Below are 18075 nucleotides of genomic sequence, written 5' to 3'. Positions count from 1 at the left end.
CCTCCAATCACCAACAGGAGGCTCTCCATGTCCGTACTCAACACCACCCTCAAACCCTTCAAGGCGACCGCCTACAAGCAGGGCAAGTTCGTCGACATCACCGACGCCGATGTGAAGGGCAAGTGGGCGGTTTTCTTCTTCTATCCGGCCGACTTCACCTTCGTCTGTCCGACCGAGCTCGAGGATCTCGCCGACATCTATCCGCAGCTTCAGAAGATGGACGTCGAGGTGTTCGCCGTGTCGACCGACACGCATTTCTGCCACAAGGCGTGGCACGACACCTCGCCGGCGATCGGCAAGATCGACTATTATATGGTCGGCGACCAGAACCACGCGCTGTCGAACAATTTCGAAGTCCTGCGTGAAGGCGTCGGCCTCGCCGACCGCGGCACCTTCGTCCTCGATCCCGCGGGCGAGATCCAGCTCCTCGAAATCACCCCCGAGGGCGTGGGCCGCAACGCCGCCGAACTGCTGCGCAAGATCAAGGCGCTGCAATATTGGGTCAGCCACCCGGGCGAAGTCTGCCCCGCGAAGTGGGAAGAGGGCGCCGACACGCTGGCACCTTCGCTCGACCTCGTCGGCAAGATCTAAGACCGGCACAATGAAGCGGTGTGCCCCCGCGCAGGCGGGGGCCCATCACCGGACGGCGCGATTTCGCACCCTCAGGAGATGGATCCCCGCCTTCGCGGGGATACACGGCTCTTTCTTTCCTTCCCGCAGGAGCTCTCCCCATGCTCGACGCCAATATGAAGCAGCAGCTTCAGGGTCTTCTCACGAATCTTCGTGAACCGATCGAACTCGTCTCTTCGCTCGACGACGGCGCAAAGTCGGCGGAGCTTGCCGAGCTGCTCGACGAAATCGCCGCCCTGTCGGACAAGGTCGGCGTCAGCCGCGCCGACGACGATGCGCGCCGCCCGAGCTTCCTGATCCGCCGCGCAAGCAACCATGACGTCGCGGTGCGCTTCGCCGGCATCCCGCTCGGCCATGAATTCACCTCGCTCGTCCTCGCGCTGCTGCAGGTCGGGGGGCATCCCCCCAAGACTGCGCCCGAGCTGATCGAGCAGGTCGCGGCGCTGGGCGGCGACTATCATTTCGAAACCTATTTCTCGCTCTCGTGCCAGAATTGCCCCGACCTCGTGCAGGCCTTGAACCTGATGAGCGTCATCAACCCGCGCATCACCCATACGGCGATCGACGGCGGCCTGTTCCAGGCCGAGGTCGAGGCGCGCAAGGTGATGGCGGTGCCCACCGTCTTTCTGAACGGCGAGGAATTCGGGCAGGGCCGCATGGAACTCGAACAGATAATCGCGAAACTCGACAGCGGTGCCGAGGCGAAGGCGGCTGCAAAGATCGCCGCGAAGGACGCGTTCGACGTGCTCGTCGTCGGCGGCGGCCCCGCGGGCGCCGCGGCGGCGATCTATGCCGCGCGCAAGGGCATCCGCATCGGTATCGCCGCCGAACGCTTCGGCGGGCAGGTGCTCGACACGATGGCGATCGAAAATTTCATCTCGGTCCCGCACACCGAAGGGCCGAAGCTCGCCGCGCAGCTCGAGCAACATGTGAAGGATTATGACGTCGACATCATGAACCTCCAGCGCGCCGAAAAGCTGATCCCGGCCCGGCAGGAAGGCGGACTGCACGAGGTGCAACTGGCGAGCGGCGCGTCGCTGAAGGCGCGCACATTGATCCTGTCGACCGGCGCGCGCTGGCGCCAGATGGGCGTCCCCGGCGAGGACGCCTATCGCAACAAGGGGGTGGCTTACTGCCCGCACTGCGACGGCCCGCTCTACAAGGGCAAGCGCGTCGCGGTGATCGGCGGCGGCAATTCGGGGGTCGAGGCGGCGATCGACCTCGCGGGCATCGTCGCGCATGTGACGCTGGTGGAATATGAAAGCGAACTGCGCGCCGATGCGGTACTGCAACGCAAGCTCGCGAGCCTCCCCAACGTCAAGATCATCACCTCGGCGCTGACCACCGAAGTGCTCGGCGACGGGAACAAGGTGACGGGTCTTGCCTATAAGGATCGCAATAGGGATACGCCGCACCAGATCGAGCTGGAAGGCGTCTTCGTCCAGATCGGGCTGGTTCCCAACACCGAATGGCTGGCGGGCGCGGTCGCGCTGTCGGGCCGCGGCGAGATCGAGGTCGATCATCGCGGCGAGACGAGCCAGCCGGGCATCTTCGCGGCGGGCGACTGCACGACCGTGCCCTACAAGCAGATCGTCATCGCGATGGGCGAGGGGTCGAAAGCGGCGCTGTCGGCATTCGACTATATGATCCGCCTGCCGGTGAAGGCAGAGGCCGAAGCGGCGTAATATCTGTCTCGTCATGCCGGACCCTTCGACAAGCTCTGGACAGGCTTGATCCGGCATCCATTTTCTGCGGCGCCCGAATGGACCCCGAATCAAGTCGGCCATTATCCCGTGGACATCCGTGGAGGCCCGATACGCCGTCATTGCGAGCGAAGCGAAGCAATCCAGGGTAGGCGTAAACCGCCCTGGATTGCTTCGCGCAGTTTATCCTGAGCGCCTGCAAGGCAGTCGAAGGGCTCGCAATGACGAGATTACGGATGCGAGCGGGACAGTCGCCGATCAAGTCCGGGGTGACGATTTTTCGGGCGGTGCTGGCTTCGCTGTGATGGCGCCAAGGCACTCGGCCAGCCGCTCCACGTCCGCATCGGAAAAATGCAGCCCCAGCTTGCTGCGCCGCCACAATATGTCGTCGGTCGTCTGCGCCCATTCGCGCGTCGCCATCCACTCCACCTCGGCCGCGCTCAGCCCGTGCGCGATTTCGCCGCCGAGCGCGTCCCAGTCCTGCGCGCCGCCGAGCCAGCGCCGCGCGTCGGTGCCATAGGCCTTGACGATCCGGTCGATCGTCGCGGCCGGCAGGAACGGGTGGGCGAGGCGATATTCGGCCTTCAGCGTCGCGGCGCCGTCGGCCGGAAAATCGCCGCCCGGCAGCGGCGAGGCGCCGGTCCAGCGCTTGCCCTTCAGCGCGGGCACGACCTCGGCAAGCGCATCGACCGCCTCTTCGGCGACGTGGCGATAGCTGGTGATCTTGCCGCCATAGATGGTGAGCAGCGGCGCGCCTTCATCGCTGTCGAGGTCGATGCGATAGCCGCGCGTTGCCGCTTCGGGCCTGCCCGACCCGTCCTCGATCAGCGGCCGCACCCCCGAATAGGTCCAGACGACGTCGGCGGGGGTGATCGCGGCGCGGAAATATTGGTTTGCGCCCTCGCACAGATAGGCGATTTCCCCGGCGCTCGCCTGGATGTCGGCCAGCGAACCCTGATGATCGGCGTCGGTGGTGCCGATCAAGGTGAAGTCGCGCTCATAGGGGATGGCGAAGAAAATCCGCCCGTCGGGAAGCTGGAAGAAATAGGCATAGTCGTGGTCGAACAGCTTGCGCACGACGATGTGCGAGCCGCGCACCAGCCGCATACCAAAATCGGGCGGCGCCGACGCGAGGCGTTGCACGTCGAGCACCGCGGGCCCCGCGGCGTTGACGAGGCTGCGCCCGGTGAAGCTGTAGCTCCGTCCGTTCGCGCCAGTCGCCTCGACCACCCACAGCCCCTTCTCGACACGCATCGCCTCGGCGCGGGTGCGGGTGCGGATGCGCGCGCCCCTGTCGGCGGCATCGCGCGCGTTGAGCAGGACGAGGCGTGCATCGTCGACCCAGCCGTCCGAATATTCGAAACCGCGGACATAGCGCGTCTCGAGCGGCGCGCCGGCGGGATGCTTGCGAAGGTCGATCGAGCGCGTCGCGGGCAGCATCTTCCGCCCGCCGATATGGTCGTAGAGGAACAGCCCGAGCCGCAGCAGCCAGCGCGGGCGGAGCCCGTCGCGATAGGGAAGCACGAAGCGCATCGGCCGGACGATATGCGGCGCGATGCCCCACAGGACCTCGCGCTCCTTCAAGGCCTCGCGCACGAGGGTGAATTCATAATGTTCGAGATAGCGCAGCCCGCCGTGGATCAGCTTGGTCGACGCCGACGAGGTGCCCTGCGCGAGATCGCCCGCCTCGACGAGCAGCACCCGCGCGCCGCGCCCCGCCGCGTCGCGTGCGACCCCTGCGCCATTGACCCCGCCGCCGATCACGATGACGTCATAGGGTGGCGGCGGCGCGGTCATGGGTTCGGCCATAATGGGATTGGCGGCGAAATGGAATCGTTGGTGGCGGTGGTGTCGGCTTTCGGGCGGGAGCGGGCGTAATAAGCCCCTCCTCTTTAGAGGAGGGGTTGGGGGTGGTGGCGCGCGATAGCGCGCAAGACGTCTAGCACCACCCCGCTGCGACTAAGCCAGCAAGCTGGCAAGTCTCGCTGCCCCTCCTCTGAAGAGGAGGGGTTTGGTCGAATGACAGCTAACCACCCCGAAACGGTCGCTCGCGTCCGCGCGCGCTCAATAACTCCGCGGCATCCCCAGCACATGCTCGGCGACATAGGAGAGGATCATGTTCGTGCTGATCGGCGCGACCTGATAGAGGCGCGTCTCGCGGAATTTGCGTTCGATGTCATATTCGGCGGCGAAGCCGAAGCCGCCGTGCGTCTGGATGCACGCCTCGCCCGCGGCCCAGCTTGCTTCGGCGGCGAGCATCTTTGCCATATTCGCCTCGGCGCCGGCGTTCTCGCCCGCCTCATATCGGGCGATCCCGTCGCGGACGAGCAGCTCGGCGGCACGCATCTGCGCATAGGCGCGGGCGATCGGAAATTGCACGCCCTGATTCTGGCCGATCGGACGGCCGAACAGCACGCGCTCCCTGGCGTAGCTCGATGCCTTTTCGATGAACCACTTTGCGTCGCCGATGCACTCGGCGGCGATCAGCAGCCGCTCGGCGTTCATCCCCGACAATATATAGCGGAACCCCTTGCCCTCCTCGCCGATCAGGTTCGCGGCGGGGACGCGCATCCGGTCGAAGAAGATTTCGGTCGTCGCATGGTTCATCATCGTGTCGATCGGGCGGATCGTCAGCGTCCCCGCGGCGAGCGCCTCTTTCATGTCGACGAGGAAGACCGACAGTCCCTCGGTCCGGCTCGCCGCTTCCTCGCGCGGCGTCGTGCGCGCGAGCAGGATCATCAGGTCGCTATGCTCGGCGCGGCTGGTCCATAATTTCTGGCCGTTGACGACATATTCGTCGCCGTCGCGCTTCGCCGTGGTCTTCAGGCTCAGCGTATCGGTGCCGCTCGTCGGCTCGGTAACGCCGAACGCCTGCAGCCGCAGCTCGCCGGTCGCAACCTTCGGCAGATAGCGCGCCTTCTGCTCCTCCGATCCGTGGCGCAGCAGCGTGCCCATCACATACATTTGCGCATGGACCGCGCCGCCGTTGCAGCCCTGGCGCTGGATTTCCTCGAGGATCGCGGCGGCCGCCGAGAGCGGCAGCCCCGCGCCGCCATATTGCTCGGGGATCAATGCCGCGAGATAGCCTGCCTGCCCCAGCGCGGCGACGAACTCCGACGGATATTCGCGGGCCTTGTCCTTGGCCTGCCAATAGGGGCCGGGAAACTGCGCGCAGAGTTTCGCCACCTCTTCGCGGATGTCGGAATAATCGTGCAACATCTTCTCCCCTGTCCGCCCGTCGCCGTCATCGCAGCGAAGGTCACTCCATTCGATCAAGAAGCTGTGTGCTCCCGCGAAGGCGGGAGCCCATCTCCCGGCGATTCCATGTTGAACCGGCAGGAGATGGGTCCCCGCCTTCGCGGGGACACACGTCGCTCTTCGATTCGATCATTCTTCGACGCTATCGTTCTGCCACCTCCGCCAGCAGCTTTTTCGCCTCTTCGCCCTGCCAGTCGATCGCGCCGATGATCCGCCACACTTCCTTGCCGTCGGCATCATAGAGGATGCTCGTCGGCAGCCCGCCCGCGGCGGCGTCGATCAGCGCATTTTCGGGGTCGAGATAGGGCTGGAGCACGCTCAGCCCCGCCTGCTGAAACCACGGATCGACGACCTCGGCGCCCTGAATATCCTGCGCGATCGGCACTATGGTCAGCGCGCCGCGCCGCGCGGCGGCGAGCTTGTCGAGCGTCGGCATTTCGGCGACGCACGGCGCGCACCAGGTCGCCCACAGATTGACGAGCAGCGGACGCCCGCGAAAGGCCGCGAGCGTCACCGGCGCGTCGTCGGGACCGCGGAAGGTCGCGCTCGGTGCCGCCTCGCCGGCATGGCTGCGGTCGAGCTTATGCTCGAAACTCTCGATCCCGCGCTTCGCTTCGCCTTGCGAAACATTTGCTTGTCGCGCGTCCGCTTGCTCCGCCTGCGGCTTTTCCCTATCGCAGCCCGCGACCGCCCCCGCGAGCAGCAGGGCGAGCAGGGCATATTTCGGATCTGGGACGCGGCGAATGGCGAATTCTCCCGAGAGTAACAGCATGTGGGGCGGCCGCTTCGGTGGCGGCCCGGCGGCGATCATGCAAGAGATAAATGCGTCGATCCCCGTCGACAAACGGCTGTGGGAAGAGGATATCGCCGCAAGCCGCGCGCACGCCGCGATGCTCGGCGCGCAGGGGATCATCGCCGCCGAAGACGCCGCGGCGATCGATGCCGGCCTTGCGCAGATCGCGGGGGAATATGCGGCGAACGGCGTTCCCGTCGACCTCAGCCTCGAAGACATCCATATGACCGTCGAAGCGCGGCTCAAGGAGATCGTCGGCGAAGCGGCGGGGCGGCTGCACACCGCGCGCTCACGCAACGACCAGGTCGCGACCGACTTCCGCCTGTGGACGCGCACCGCCTGCGACCGCATCGACGCGGGGCTGAAGGGCTTGCAGGTCGCGCTGCTCGTGCGCGCCGAAGACCATGCGGACAGCATCATGCCCGGCTTCACCCATTTGCAGGTCGCGCAGCCGGTGACGCTCGGCCATCACCTCCTCGCCTATGTCGAAATGGCGCGCCGCGACCGCTCGCGCTTTCGCGATGCGCGCGCGCGGCTCAACGAATCGCCGCTCGGCGCCGCGGCGCTCGCGGGGACCAGCTTTCCGCTCGACCGCGACGCGACGGCACAGGCGCTCGGCTTCGACCGGCCGATGACGAACAGCATCGACGCGGTGTCCGACCGCGACTTCGCGCTCGAATTCTGCGCCGCCGCGTCGATCGCCGCGATCCATCTCTCGCGCCTTGCCGAAGAGGTGGTGATCTGGGCGAGCCAGCCCTTCGGCTTCGTCGCCTTGCCCGACGCCTGGTCGACGGGCAGCTCGATCATGCCGCAAAAGCGCAACCCCGACGCCGCCGAGCTGGTGCGCGGACGCGCGGGGCTGCTGCTCGGCGCCTTTCAGCGGCTCGCCGTGATCGTGAAGGGGCTGCCGCTCACCTATTCGAAGGATTTGCAGGACGACAAGGTGACCGTCTTCGAAGCGTTCGACGCGCTCGCGCTGTCGCTTGCCGCGATGACCGGCATGGTCGAGACGCTGACCTTCCGCACCGACCGGATGCGCGCGCTCGCCGCATCGGGCTATTCGACCGCGACCGACCTTGCCGACTGGCTGGTGCGCGAGGCGGGGGTGCCCTTCCGCGAGGCGCATCACATCGTCGGCGCCTGCGTGAAACGATGCGAAGAACTCGGCGTTGACCTGTCGCAGCTGCCCGCCGAAGCGGCGGCCGCGATCCACGCCGCGGTGACGCCCGCCGCGCTCGCGGCGCTGACCGTCGAGGCGTCGGTCGCGAGCCGCAAGAGCTATGGCGGCACCGCTCCCGAGCGGGTAAAAGACGCCATCGCCGCGGCGCGCGCCGCGCTGGAGAATTGACATGCGCATTCGTCTGATCGCTGCGACTTTCGGGGGAGCCGCCTTGCTGGCCGCCCTCGGCGGTTGCGGTCAGCGCGAGGATCTGAAACCGGTGGCGGGACAGGCCGCCCCGGTCATTCCCATCGGCGCGACGCGCCCCCCGACAAACGAGGAGCTTACGACGCCTGACGCACAGGCCATGCCGGTGCGCAGCGACGAACTTCTCAAACGCTCGGAAAAGCGCGAACCCGACGATTTCGACCTGCCCCCGCCGGGCTGAGTTTCAGGACCTTCTTTCATGGATCATTTTCAATACCGCGACGGCGTCCTCCACGCCGAGGATATTCCGCTGCCCCGCATCGCCGAAGAGATCGGCACCCCCGTCTATGTCTATTCGCGCGCGACGCTCGAGCGCCATGCGCAGGTGTTCCGCGACGCGCTGAAGGATGTGCCGAAGAAGCACATCGCCTTTGCGATCAAGTGCAACCCCAATCTGGGCGTGCTGCGCGTGCTCGCGCGGCAGGGCTATGGCGCCGACGTCGTGTCGGGCGGCGAGCTCGAACGCGCGCTCGCCGCGGGCATGGCGGCCGAGGACATCGTCTTTTCGGGCGTCGGCAAGACGCGCGCCGAGCTCGCGCAGGGGCTCGACCGCGGCATCGGCCAGTTCAATATCGAGCATGAACCCGAAGGCGTCGCGCTTGCGGAGATCGCCGCGGCGAAGGAAACGACCGCGCAGGCGGTGCTGCGCGTCAACCCCGACGTCGATGCCGGCACCCACGCGAAAATCTCGACGGGCAAGGCCGAGAACAAGTTCGGGGTCGGCATCGACGTCGCGCCCGCGATCTTCGACCGGCTCGCAGGGCTTCCGGGATTGAAGATGCGCGGGGTCGCGCTCCACATCGGCAGCCAGCTCACCAGCCTCGCGCCGCTCGAAGCCGCGTTCGAGCGCGTCGGCCGCCTGATCGCCGACCTGCGCGCCGCGGGGCACAGCATCACCCACGTCGACCTTGGCGGCGGCCTCGGCGTGCCCTATCGGCCCGAGGACAATCCGCCGTCGCCCGCCGACTATGGCGCGATGGTCGCGCGCGTGACCAAGGACTGGGACGTCACGCTGATGTTCGAACCCGGCCGCGTGATCGCGGGCAATACCGGCGTGCTGCTCACCGAAGTGCTGTGGGTCAAGCCCGGCGCGAGCCACCCCTTCGTGATCGTCGATGCCGCGATGAACGACCTCGCGCGCCCCGCGCTCTATGATGCGTATCACGATTTCGTGGCGGTCGAGCCGAACGGCGAGAAAATGACCGCCTCGATCGTCGGCCCGGTGTGCGAGACCGGCGACACCTTCGCGCGCGACCGGGTGATCGACGCGGTGAAATCGGGCGACCTCGCCGCCTTCCGCACCGCGGGCGCCTATGGCGCAACCATGGCCTCGACCTACAACAGCCGCAGCCTGGTGCCCGAGGTGCTCGTCGACGGCGACCGCTATATCACCGTCGCCGACCGCATTGCCGCGGGCACGATCATGGCCGCCGAACGCGTGCCCGACTGGATCGAGTGATCGGCTGCGTTGCGCGGAGGCCGGTCGCGGGTCTATCCCTTCCTTCGTCACCCCGGACTTGATCCGGGGTCCATTCGGCGCTTGCCCGCTGGTGCGAGGGCGAATGGATGCCGGATCAAGTCCGGCATGACGAACGAGAAGGACATTCGATGCACCAACTCCCCATCTTCCTGAACCTTTCCGGCCGCGCCGCCGTGCTGGTGGGGGAGGGGGAGGCCGCCGACGCCAAGGCGCGGCTGATCGAGCGCGCGGGCGGCCGCATCGTCCGCGCATGGGAGCCGGGCGCCACCATCGCCTTCGTCGCGCTCGCCGACGAGGATGCCGCGCGCGCCGCCGCCGAAGCGCTGCGCGCGAAGGGGCTGCTCGTCAACGTCGTCGACCGCCCGGCGCTCTGCGATTTCACCACGCCAGCGATCGTCGACCGCGCCCCCGTCACCATCGCGATCGGCACCGGCGGCGCCTCGGCGGGGCTCGCCAAGGCGGTGCGCCAGCGCATCGAGGCGCTGCTGCCCGCCCGGCTCGGCGACCTCGCTGCGGCGCTCTTCAAGGCGCGCGATGCGATGAAGGCGCGCTGGCCCGACCCCGCCAGCCGCCGCCGCGCGATCGACGCCGCGCTCGCCCCTGGCGCCCCGCTCGACCCGCTCGCCCCCGACGCCGCCGGCCAAGTCGAGGATTGGCTCGCCGCGCCCGAAACGGCCGCGCGCCCCGCGCGCCTCGAAACCATCCGCCTGACCAGCGCCGACCCCGACGACCTCACGCTGCGCGCCGCGCGCCTGCTCGGCCAGGCCGACCATATCTTCCACGCGCCGGGCGTCCCCCCCGCCATCCTCGCCCGCGCCCGCGCCGACGCGGTGCGTCACCCCGCCGACGCGCCGCCGCCCGCGCCGCCGCCGGGGCTGGTGCTGTGGGTGACCCTATAGGGCCGTCGTCGCGCCCGGCCGATCGCGCTATTCGAGCGGCAGCTCGATCTCGCGCATGATCCGGTCGGTTTCGGACAGGATTTTGACGATCTTCTGATAGTGGCCGATGTCGTCGAACGACAGCGCCCGCCCGCGCCGGTCCTTCAGCCACTTCTGCGCCGGCTGATAACCGCCGATATGGAAATTCCACGCGATTTCGGACACGTCCTCGAAATATTGATCCTTGTTGATGAACACACGGCCCGTCTGCCCTCTCCCCTTCGGGGGAGAGAAGGGAGGCGCGTCAGCGCCGGAAGGAGAGGGCGAGCCCGCGCTCCCCTGCGAACAGGGTTCGAACTTCGGAAAGCCGCTCGCCACCACATCGCCGCCTTCGCCGTCATAACGATAGGGCGTCTCGCCGATCGCGGCCGCTTCCATCAGATGCAGCCGCCGCAGCGCCTCACCCTTTTCGCTGACATGGCGAAACGCCTCAGGCGACTTGGGGTAGGGAATGCGCGGAAAGTCGATCTTCAGAAACTCGGCATAGGTCTCGCGATAGTTCGGCGCGTGCAGCACGCCATAGATATAGTCGAAAACCTTGACCTCGCTCGGCCGCGCGTCGCCCGTGGCGGCGCGGAAATCATAAAACCCCTCCCCTTCAGGGGAGGGGTTGGGGTGGGGGCCATCGGCCTTGCGCGACATCGCAGTATCGGTGGGGTCGATCCCGGCGGCGGCGCAGATGGCGGCGTAGAGTTTGGGATCGAGATTCAGGCGGATGGTCCGGTCGAGTGTCCCTTCCTTCGGATAGAGATAGAGAGGCAATAATTGCGAGATGCCCTTGTTTGAGAAGATAGCGCGATTGTCGATTATCTTATCAACGGCAACCACTTGGCTGTAACCAGCGTCGCCCTGAATGGCCTGCCGGGCAATCATCAAACCAAGATCGTTGCGCTTGAAGAAATGGTTCATAGCTCGCTCTCGCCGATGCACGGCAACATGAGAATCATAGACCGTGAACCTGACGTCGAAAGGCCGATAGAGCACTGGGGTTATCAGCGACCTCCAATCGGTAGTTGGCAGAGCCTTTTTTGCTGCCTGATAATTCCACTGGTTCTGAGAACAGAGCCGGAACAGCCTTCGCGCTTCGGCCTCATCATGCGTAGCCAACAACGCTTCGACCTTTTCAGCTGTTTCCAGACTATTCCATGAAATGGCGAACTCATCTTGGGTGGTTACGATACCCGGTGCAGGGCTGCCGTTCGGGGAAAACAGGTCGGCGACGGAGAAGCCGACAAGATACGCGGCTTCCGTTTCCTTATCGGTCGGCTTGAATCGCCACGGTGGGGATTCAGGCGAAACATCCTGGTCGCACAACGCCTGCACGGTTCCGGCCCATAAGGCTTCGTTCTTGGCGTTGCGACCGCCCCAAAGCTCGCCGTGGCGGATTTCCGAAAGCTCGGCATGCCGAGCCACTGCCGAGCCACTGCCGAGCCTAATTGCTATGAATATAGCAACACCTTGTTGAATATCAAAGACATTTTTGTCCGGAGAGCCGTCCGGAGCAACTTCTTTTTTCTTGGCATTGCCGTGCAGATCCAGAACATAGATGCGGTCGAACGTCTTCCGCAGGTGGTCCCGCATGTCGAGGAACGTGGGATTGTCGAGGTAGCCGTGGTTGGTGATGAAGGCCAACACGCCCTTGCCGTTCCGTTCGATCATATGCTCGCCGAAACGAATGAACTTCACATAGTCGTCGGAAAGCCATTTGGCTTGCGCGGGGCGCTTGAGTTCCGGGCTGACCTTGTAGTCGGCCATCAAGCTCTCGATCCAATCGCCTTTATTGGATGAGTGCCCAGAATAAGGCGGATTGCCGATGACGCACATGATCGGCGTCTGCCGCTTGACCTCGCTCGCCCCGCGTGCTTCCTCGGCGAGCGGCTGAAAGAACAGGTCCTTCACCTCGCGCTCGGCGGGTTCCAGCGCGTTGGTCAGCCACACCGACAGGCGCGGCGGCTTTGCGCTCGGCTTGTATCCCGTCTCGGTCAGCATCATGTCCAGCTTCATGTGGCACATGGCATAACTCGCCATCAGCAGCTCGAAACCATGCAGTCGCGGCAGCAGATCCTGTTCGACATAGGATGACCATTTGCCCGGCGCGCGCGCCTTCACCCGGTCCGAAATCAGCTGCACCGCCTTCGCCAGAAAGGTGCCCGTGCCCGTCGCCGGGTCCAATATCTGGACCTTGTGAACATCCTTCCTGATCGTGCGCGCCTTGCCCGTCTTGGGGTCGTCCTGCCCGGTGTCCCAGTCGACCGTCACCTTGCTGGTGTCGGCCAGCCCGTCGGGCAGGCCGAACTCGCTCTTCAGCACATCGTCGACCGCGCGGACGATGAAATCGACGACGGGTTCGGGCGTGTACCACACCCCCCGGCTCTTGCGCTTCCTGGGGTTATAGGCGGCGAGGAAGTCTTCATAGAAATGGATGAAGGGGTCGTTGCGCGCGGTGAACTTGCCGAAATCCTTGAACAGCGAATGCGGGTCGCTCGCGCGCAGCACCTGCGCCAGATCGTCGACAATATAACGCAGGCGATTGGGCAGCGCCGGGCCGGCGATATAATCGAACAACCCTTTCAGAAAGGGGTTCGACGCGGGCAGTTTCTCCAGCGCCTCGGCGCGGCTGAATGTGTCGGGCGTGTCGTCGTGAAAGCGCGCGGCGAACATGCCGTAGGTGATCGTCTCGGCATAAATGTCGGCAAATTCGTCGGGGGTCAGCGCGGGCAGCAGATTGGCCTTGAAACTTTGATACTGGCCGCCCAGCCCGCTGCGATAGTCGGGGTCGTCGGCCAGCGCGATACCGATCTCGTCCTTGATGATCGCCGCCTTCGCCGCCATCATCTCGGCCAGCTTTGCCGCCGACCGGATGCTGATCGGCTTCGCTTCCGCAAACAGGCGAAGCTGGCGTTCCAGTTCCTCGAACCGCTCCGGGTTCTGCTGCAACCCCAACAGGAAATCGGCGATCGACACGAAATGCACCGGCGCGCCGTCGCGGATGAACTCGAAATCGACGCCATTGGTATAGATCAGGTTGGGATAGGCCGCCTCATAGCGTTTGCGCTGCTCGACCGAATAGCCTTTCAGTCGGATGACGTCCTTGTCGATGTCTTTCGCCTCGGCCCAGCCGAAGGGCACGCCGTCGCGCTCGAACAGGAAGTCGACCATGCCCGCGTCGCCGCGCTTCGGTTCGTTGACCACGGTGATCGCCGGGTCGATGCTCTGAAACAGGCGGAACAAGGCGGGGCGATAGCTATGCTCGGTTGCGTGTCCGCTCTCGAACTGTGAACGCACCTCTTCCAGATAACCGGCAATATCCATTAATCTTTTCGCCCCGATCTGCCCTTCTCGACGGCGGCACAGTGGCGTCGCTCCCGCTGCAGGGCAAGCCTCTTCGTGCCTTTGCGCCTTTGCGTGAGATCCTCTTTTCTTCTTCTTCGCCTCCCCCCGCGTCTCCGCGCGAAAATATCGCTTTCCTACATTATCCCGCTGTGCCAGCATTGCCGCCATCGCTCTTTGACTCGTCCGATCCCGCCCTCCCGTCGCAACGCCTGCGCGTGCCGCCGCACCGGGCGGCTCGCTCACTGATTCGTCGGACACCGCCGGCCTTTCGGTGCGGCGGCCCCACCAGGGAAAGGACGCGTCACAAGGCTGAACTTTACTGAACTTTGGACGAAATCGCCTCGCGCGGGCCGCGCCGCCCACTCCTTGCTGACAGCCGCGCTTTCGCCTGCTAACGGCGCGCGATGACGACTCCTCTCTCGCATATCCGCAACTTCAGCATCATTGCGCACATCGACCATGGCAAGTCGACGCTCGCCGACCGGCTGATCCAGTTCACCGGGGGGCTGACCGAGCGCGAGATGTCGGCGCAAGTCCTTGATAATATGGACATCGAGAAAGAGCGCGGGATCACGATCAAGGCGCAGACGGTGCGCCTTTCCTACAAGGCGCACGACGGCGAGACCTATCAGCTCAACCTGATGGACACGCCGGGCCACGTCGACTTCGCCTATGAAGTGTCGCGGTCATTGGCCGCGTGCGAGGGCGCGCTGCTCGTCGTCGACGCGGCGCAGGGGGTCGAGGCGCAGACGCTCGCCAACGTCTATCAGTCGATCGAGCACGACCATGAGATCGTCCCCGTCATCAACAAGATCGACCTGCCCGCCGCCGACGTCGACAAGGTGAAGGCCGAGATCGAGGACATCATCGGCCTGCCCGCCGACGATGCGGTGCTGACCAGCGCCAAGTCGGGGATCGGCATCGAGGAGACGCTCGAGGCCATCGTCGCCAAAATCCCGCCGCCGAAGGGCGATGCCGCCGCGCCGCTCGTCGCGATGCTCGTCGACAGCTGGTACGACCCCTATCTGGGCGTCGTCATCCTGGTCCGCGTGATCGACGGCACCTTGAAAAAGGGCCAGCAGATCAAGTTCATGCAGGCGGGCACCACCCATCTGATCGACCGCGTCGGCTGTTTCACGCCCAAGCGCCAGGAGTTGTCCGCGATCGGCCCGGGCGAGATCGGCTTCATCACCGCGCAGATCAAGGACGTCGCGCAGGCGCGCGTCGGCGACACGGTGACCGACGCGAAGCGCCCCGCCGCGGCGCCGCTGCCGGGGTTCAAGGAAGCGCAGCCGGTCGTCTTCTGCGGCCTGTTCCCGACCGACGCCAATGATTTCGAGAAACTGCGCGAAAGCATCCACAAGCTGCGCCTGAACGACGCGTCGTTCAGCTTCGAGATGGAGACGAGCGCCGCGCTGGGTTTCGGCTTTCGCTGCGGCTTCCTGGGCCTCCTCCACCTCGAGATCATTCAGGAGCGGCTGACCCGCGAATATGACCTCGACCTGATCACCACCGCGCCGTCGGTGGTCTATAAGCTGAAGCTCGCGCGGTCGAAGGAGGGCGGCCCGACCGAGATGGAACTGCACAACCCCGCCGACATGCCCGACCCCAATCGCATCGACGAGATCGAGGAGCCGTGGATCGAGGCGGTGATCTATGTCCCCGATGATTATCTGGGGCCGATCCTGAAACTGTGCCAGGACCGCCGCGGCATTCAGAAGAACCTGACCTATGTCGGCGGCCGCGCGCAGATCACCTACGAGCTGCCCCTCAACGAAGTCGTGTTCGATTTCTATGATCGGCTGAAGAGCATTTCGCGCGGCTATGCGTCGTTCGACTATCACCAGATCGGCCACCGCCCCGGCGACCTGGTCAAGATGAGCATCCTCGTCAACAACGAGCCCGTCGACGCGCTCTCCATGATCGTCCACCGCGCGAGCGCCGAGGCCCGCGGCCGCGGCATGTGCGAGCGGCTGAAAGACCTGATCCCGCGCCACATGTTCAAGATCCCGATCCAGGCGGCGATCGGCGGCAAGGTGATCGCCCGCGAAACCATCGCCGCGCTGCGCAAGGACGTGACCGCCAAATGCTACGGCGGCGACGCGACCCGCAAGAAGAAGCTGCTGGAAAAGCAGAAAGAAGGCAAAAAGCGGATGCGCGAATATGGCAATGTGAACATCCCGCAGGAGGCGTTTATCGCGGCGCTGCGGATGGGGGATGATGCTTAGCGTCGGTATCGCGCTCCAAGACCGGTCGCCCCCCGGGAGGCGGCGCAGCGGCCGGGCATGTGCTCCGTTGCTCCGTTGCTCCGTTGCTCCGTTGCGGTGAAGAGCGAGGAGAAGCAGACCGCCGGCCTCCTGGTCCGCGCGCGCGACGTGGTGGTGGCTCTGGCCCGCGCCCTGCCCGTGTCCGGCCCCGCTTACGCCGGCAGGCGATAAGGAGCGCGGTAGCGGGGTGTGATCAGGGCGTTGGCTTCGGCGTCATCCTTGAACTGGCCCGCAACGGCATCCCAATGGACCTTGCGTCCGGTGCGCCAGGCGACGTTGCCCATCTGACAGACGATGGCGGTATTGGCGGCCGACTCGATGGGACAAGCGGGCGTGCGTGCGCGATCCTTCACGCAGGCGATGAAGTCCGCCGTGTGCCGGTCGAGCCCGTTGTCCACGGCATTGGTGACGGGAATTTCCGGAGTTAGCGCCTTGCCGTCGCTCATCTCGGGCGAGACCCACCATTTGCCGCGGTCCACCACCAGCGTGCCGGTCTCGCCCACAAAGGCCACGCCATGGTCGCCGCCGCCGAAGGGGCCGTGGCTGATGCCGACCGCATGCTCCCATTCCACCGAATAATTGCCAAAGTCGAAAATGGCGGTCTGGGTGTCCGGCGTTTCCATGGCCGAATCCGGATAGGCATAGGGGCCGCCGAGCGAGCTGACGGAATTCGGTGCCTCAGCCTTCATGCCGAGCAGGGCGATGTCCATCAGGTGGACGCCCCAGTCGGTCATCAGGCCGCCGGCATAGTTCCAGTACCAGCGCCAGGTGAAGTGGAAGCGGTTCGGGTTGAACGGACGCAATGGCGCCGGGCCGAGCCAGCGGTCGTAATCCACGCCGGGAGGCGGCGCCTGGTCGGGCTGGGGCGGGACGTTCTTCATCCATCCCTGATAGGCCCAGGCCTTGACCTTGCGCACGCGGCCGATGCCGCCCGAATGGACATGGGCGACGGCATCGGCCCAATGCTGGTTGCTGCGCTGCCACTGGCCGACCTGGACCACGCGGTTGTGGCGCTGCTTGGCAGCGACCATGGCGCGGCATTCGGCGATCGAGTTGCCGAGCGGCTTTTCGCAATAGGCGTCCTTGCCCGCCGACATGGCGTCGGTGAGTTGGAGCGCGTGCCAGTGGTCGGGCGTGGCGACGATCACTGCATCCACCGACTTGTCGTCGAGCATGCGGCGATAGTCGTCGTAAAGCCGCGGCGCGCGGCCGGAGGCCTTCTGCAGCTCGCTGCCGCGACCGGTCAGGACCGTGGCGTCCACGTCGCAGAGGGCGACGGGGGCGACGTCGGCGCCCTTGCTCATCGCCATGAGGTTCGCCCAGCCCATCCCCTTGCAGCCGATCAGACCCACTTGGACCTTGTCGTTGGCGGACGCGCGGCGCCGGTTCTGTGCAAAGGCCTGGCCAAGCGGCGCGAGGGTTGCGGCCGAGGCGGCGAGGCCGCCGGCGAGAAGGGTGCGGCGATCGAAGCTGGCGGTCATACGGGTCCTCTCCTCGACAATCGTTCCGGCGTTGGTAGCGCAAACATATCCCGGCGCAAGGCGTAAAGTGCGGGCCGCCGGGCAGGCCCAATGACTGCTTTCCAGCTCACGGGACCGCACAAGGCGGCTTGGCCCGGGCCGCAACTCAACTGTCATGCGGGGACGGATATGGTTGAAGAGGCTGGCGCGGGCAGTACGGCTCTCGCTTATCGATCCCGAAGGACCCACGGGCCACGTTTCGACCGCGCGGTTCACGCGGCGGCGAGAAGCCGGCGGCGCCCTCGCGCTTGCGCAGCTGATAGAGCGCCGAGGCCTTTGCCGCCATCGTCACCGACCCCGTCGCGGCGAGATGCGCGACGAAGAGGCGTTGCTTGTGCGGGATGATCCCCGCCCAGCGCTTCGTCTGTTGCGGCACGGGATCGAAGGCAAGCTCGGGCGGCAGGTCGTCGGGGTCGGCGACGAAGGGCTCTTCGCCGGGGGAATCGGGGGCGGAGGGGGCGGTGCCGGTGAGCGGCGGCAGGATATCTTGCGGCATGGCTGATTCGCTTTCGGTTCGTTGAAACTCAATAAAAGAACCAAATAGGATTGTTGTAGGAAAGCGAAAAATGCGGCGTCGCGTTTTCGGGCGCATTTGCGCGGCTTTCCGGGCGGGTCCTGCGACGAAGCGAGGCGGAACGGCGTCGAAACGAAAAATGTGATGTTGTAACATATGGACGAAAGGCGTAGCCGGACCCTCGCCTTTCGTGCTGCCGCGACGGGCGGACAC

The 18075-nt window shown here is 65.6% G+C and carries 13 protein-coding genes; 7 read left to right on the top strand and 6 right to left on the bottom strand.

The features are described from left to right. Positions 1-27 precede the first annotated feature (27 nt). Together ahpC and ahpF are read left to right on the top strand one after the other, a co-directional pair. A complete protein-coding gene (gene ahpC / locus CHB69_RS06210) occupies positions 28-591 on the top strand; it encodes an alkyl hydroperoxide reductase subunit C (protein WP_089215137.1) in 564 nt (187 codons plus the stop codon). Between the two features lie 140 nt (positions 592-731). Continuing rightward, a complete protein-coding gene (gene ahpF, locus CHB69_RS06205) occupies positions 732-2315 on the top strand; it encodes an alkyl hydroperoxide reductase subunit F (RefSeq protein ID WP_089215136.1) in 1584 nt (527 codons plus the stop codon). A 276-nt stretch (positions 2316-2591) separates the two neighbouring features. Here ahpF and CHB69_RS06200 read toward each other — a convergent pair whose 3' ends face one another. The 3 genes from CHB69_RS06200 to CHB69_RS06190 all read right to left on the bottom strand — a co-directional run bounded on the left by CHB69_RS06200 (position 2592) and on the right by CHB69_RS06190 (position 6363). Next, complete coding sequence (locus CHB69_RS06200) at positions 2592-4130, bottom strand: glycerol-3-phosphate dehydrogenase (RefSeq protein ID WP_089215301.1); 1539 nt, start codon at positions 4128-4130, stop codon at positions 2592-2594. A gap of 267 nt (positions 4131-4397) precedes the next feature. After that, the gene (locus CHB69_RS06195; protein WP_089215135.1) at positions 4398-5552 is read right to left on the bottom strand and encodes an acyl-CoA dehydrogenase family protein; all 1155 of its coding nucleotides are present in this window, start codon (positions 5550-5552) and stop codon (positions 4398-4400) included. Positions 5553-5733: 181 nt separating this feature from the next. Then, on the bottom strand, positions 5734-6363 hold the full coding sequence (locus tag CHB69_RS06190; protein WP_089215134.1) for a TlpA family protein disulfide reductase: 630 nt from the start codon (positions 6361-6363) through the stop codon (positions 5734-5736). Here CHB69_RS06190 and argH point away from each other — a divergent pair. The 4 genes from argH (at position 6362) to CHB69_RS06170 (ending at position 10189) form a co-directional block, all read left to right on the top strand. Next, on the top strand, positions 6362-7732 hold the full coding sequence (argH, locus tag CHB69_RS06185) for an argininosuccinate lyase (RefSeq protein WP_089215133.1): 1371 nt from the start codon (positions 6362-6364) through the stop codon (positions 7730-7732). The two genes, CHB69_RS06190 and argH, sit on opposite strands and share 2 nt — an antisense overlap. A gap of 1 nt (position 7733) precedes the next feature. Continuing rightward, on the top strand, positions 7734-7991 hold the full coding sequence (locus CHB69_RS06180; RefSeq protein ID WP_089215132.1) for a hypothetical protein: 258 nt from the start codon (positions 7734-7736) through the stop codon (positions 7989-7991). 18 nt (positions 7992-8009) lie between these two features. Continuing rightward, on the top strand, positions 8010-9269 hold the full coding sequence (gene lysA / locus CHB69_RS06175; RefSeq protein WP_089215131.1) for a diaminopimelate decarboxylase: 1260 nt from the start codon (positions 8010-8012) through the stop codon (positions 9267-9269). Between the two features lie 149 nt (positions 9270-9418). Next, the gene (locus tag CHB69_RS06170; RefSeq protein WP_089215300.1) at positions 9419-10189 is read left to right on the top strand and encodes a precorrin-2 dehydrogenase/sirohydrochlorin ferrochelatase family protein; all 771 of its coding nucleotides are present in this window, start codon (positions 9419-9421) and stop codon (positions 10187-10189) included. A 27-nt stretch (positions 10190-10216) separates the two neighbouring features. On the opposite strand, the gene CHB69_RS06165 is transcribed toward CHB69_RS06170, so the two are convergent. Then, a complete protein-coding gene (locus CHB69_RS06165) occupies positions 10217-13924 on the bottom strand; it encodes a type ISP restriction/modification enzyme (protein ID WP_212541895.1) in 3708 nt (1235 codons plus the stop codon). A 41-nt stretch (positions 13925-13965) separates the two neighbouring features. Here CHB69_RS06165 and lepA point away from each other — a divergent pair, with 41 nt between their 5' ends. Further along, on the top strand, positions 13966-15789 hold the full coding sequence (gene lepA, locus CHB69_RS06160) for a translation elongation factor 4 (protein ID WP_089215129.1): 1824 nt from the start codon (positions 13966-13968) through the stop codon (positions 15787-15789). A gap of 191 nt (positions 15790-15980) precedes the next feature. Here lepA and CHB69_RS06155 read toward each other — a convergent pair whose 3' ends face one another. Together CHB69_RS06155 and CHB69_RS06150 are read right to left on the bottom strand one after the other, a co-directional pair. Continuing rightward, positions 15981-17309 (bottom strand): Gfo/Idh/MocA family protein, encoded by a 1329-nt coding sequence (locus CHB69_RS06155; protein ID WP_089215128.1) that lies wholly within the window; start codon positions 17307-17309, stop codon positions 15981-15983. A gap of 145 nt (positions 17310-17454) precedes the next feature. Then, positions 17455-18018 (bottom strand): hypothetical protein, encoded by a 564-nt coding sequence (locus tag CHB69_RS06150; RefSeq protein WP_141133925.1) that lies wholly within the window; start codon positions 18016-18018, stop codon positions 17455-17457. Positions 18019-18075 lie beyond the last annotated feature (57 nt).

It is taken from the genome of Sphingopyxis indica (assembly GCF_900188185.1).
GTDB lineage: Bacteria > Pseudomonadota > Alphaproteobacteria > Sphingomonadales > Sphingomonadaceae > Sphingopyxis > Sphingopyxis indica.
Note: the sequence above shows the minus strand (reverse complement) of the source record. Positions and strands in the feature narration are given on the sequence as shown.

Coding starts and splice junctions, on each gene's coding strand:
- CHB69_RS06155 (WP_089215128.1), bottom strand. CDS start 17,309: ATGACCGCCAGCTTCGATCGCCGCACCCTTCTCGCCGGCGGCCTCGCC.
- ahpF (WP_089215136.1), top strand. CDS start 732: ATGCTCGACGCCAATATGAAGCAGCAGCTTCAGGGTCTTCTCACGAAT.
- CHB69_RS06200 (WP_089215301.1), bottom strand. CDS start 4,130: ATGACCGCGCCGCCGCCACCCTATGACGTCATCGTGATCGGCGGCGGG.
- CHB69_RS06195 (WP_089215135.1), bottom strand. CDS start 5,552: ATGTTGCACGATTATTCCGACATCCGCGAAGAGGTGGCGAAACTCTGC.
- CHB69_RS06180 (WP_089215132.1), top strand. CDS start 7,734: ATGCGCATTCGTCTGATCGCTGCGACTTTCGGGGGAGCCGCCTTGCTG.
- lysA (WP_089215131.1), top strand. CDS start 8,010: ATGGATCATTTTCAATACCGCGACGGCGTCCTCCACGCCGAGGATATT.
- CHB69_RS06170 (WP_089215300.1), top strand. CDS start 9,419: ATGCACCAACTCCCCATCTTCCTGAACCTTTCCGGCCGCGCCGCCGTG.
- CHB69_RS06190 (WP_089215134.1), bottom strand. CDS start 6,363: ATGCTGTTACTCTCGGGAGAATTCGCCATTCGCCGCGTCCCAGATCCG.
- argH (WP_089215133.1), top strand. CDS start 6,362: ATGTGGGGCGGCCGCTTCGGTGGCGGCCCGGCGGCGATCATGCAAGAG.
- ahpC (WP_089215137.1), top strand. CDS start 28: ATGTCCGTACTCAACACCACCCTCAAACCCTTCAAGGCGACCGCCTAC.
- CHB69_RS06150 (WP_141133925.1), bottom strand. CDS start 18,018: ATGTTACAACATCACATTTTTCGTTTCGACGCCGTTCCGCCTCGCTTC.
- lepA (WP_089215129.1), top strand. CDS start 13,966: ATGACGACTCCTCTCTCGCATATCCGCAACTTCAGCATCATTGCGCAC.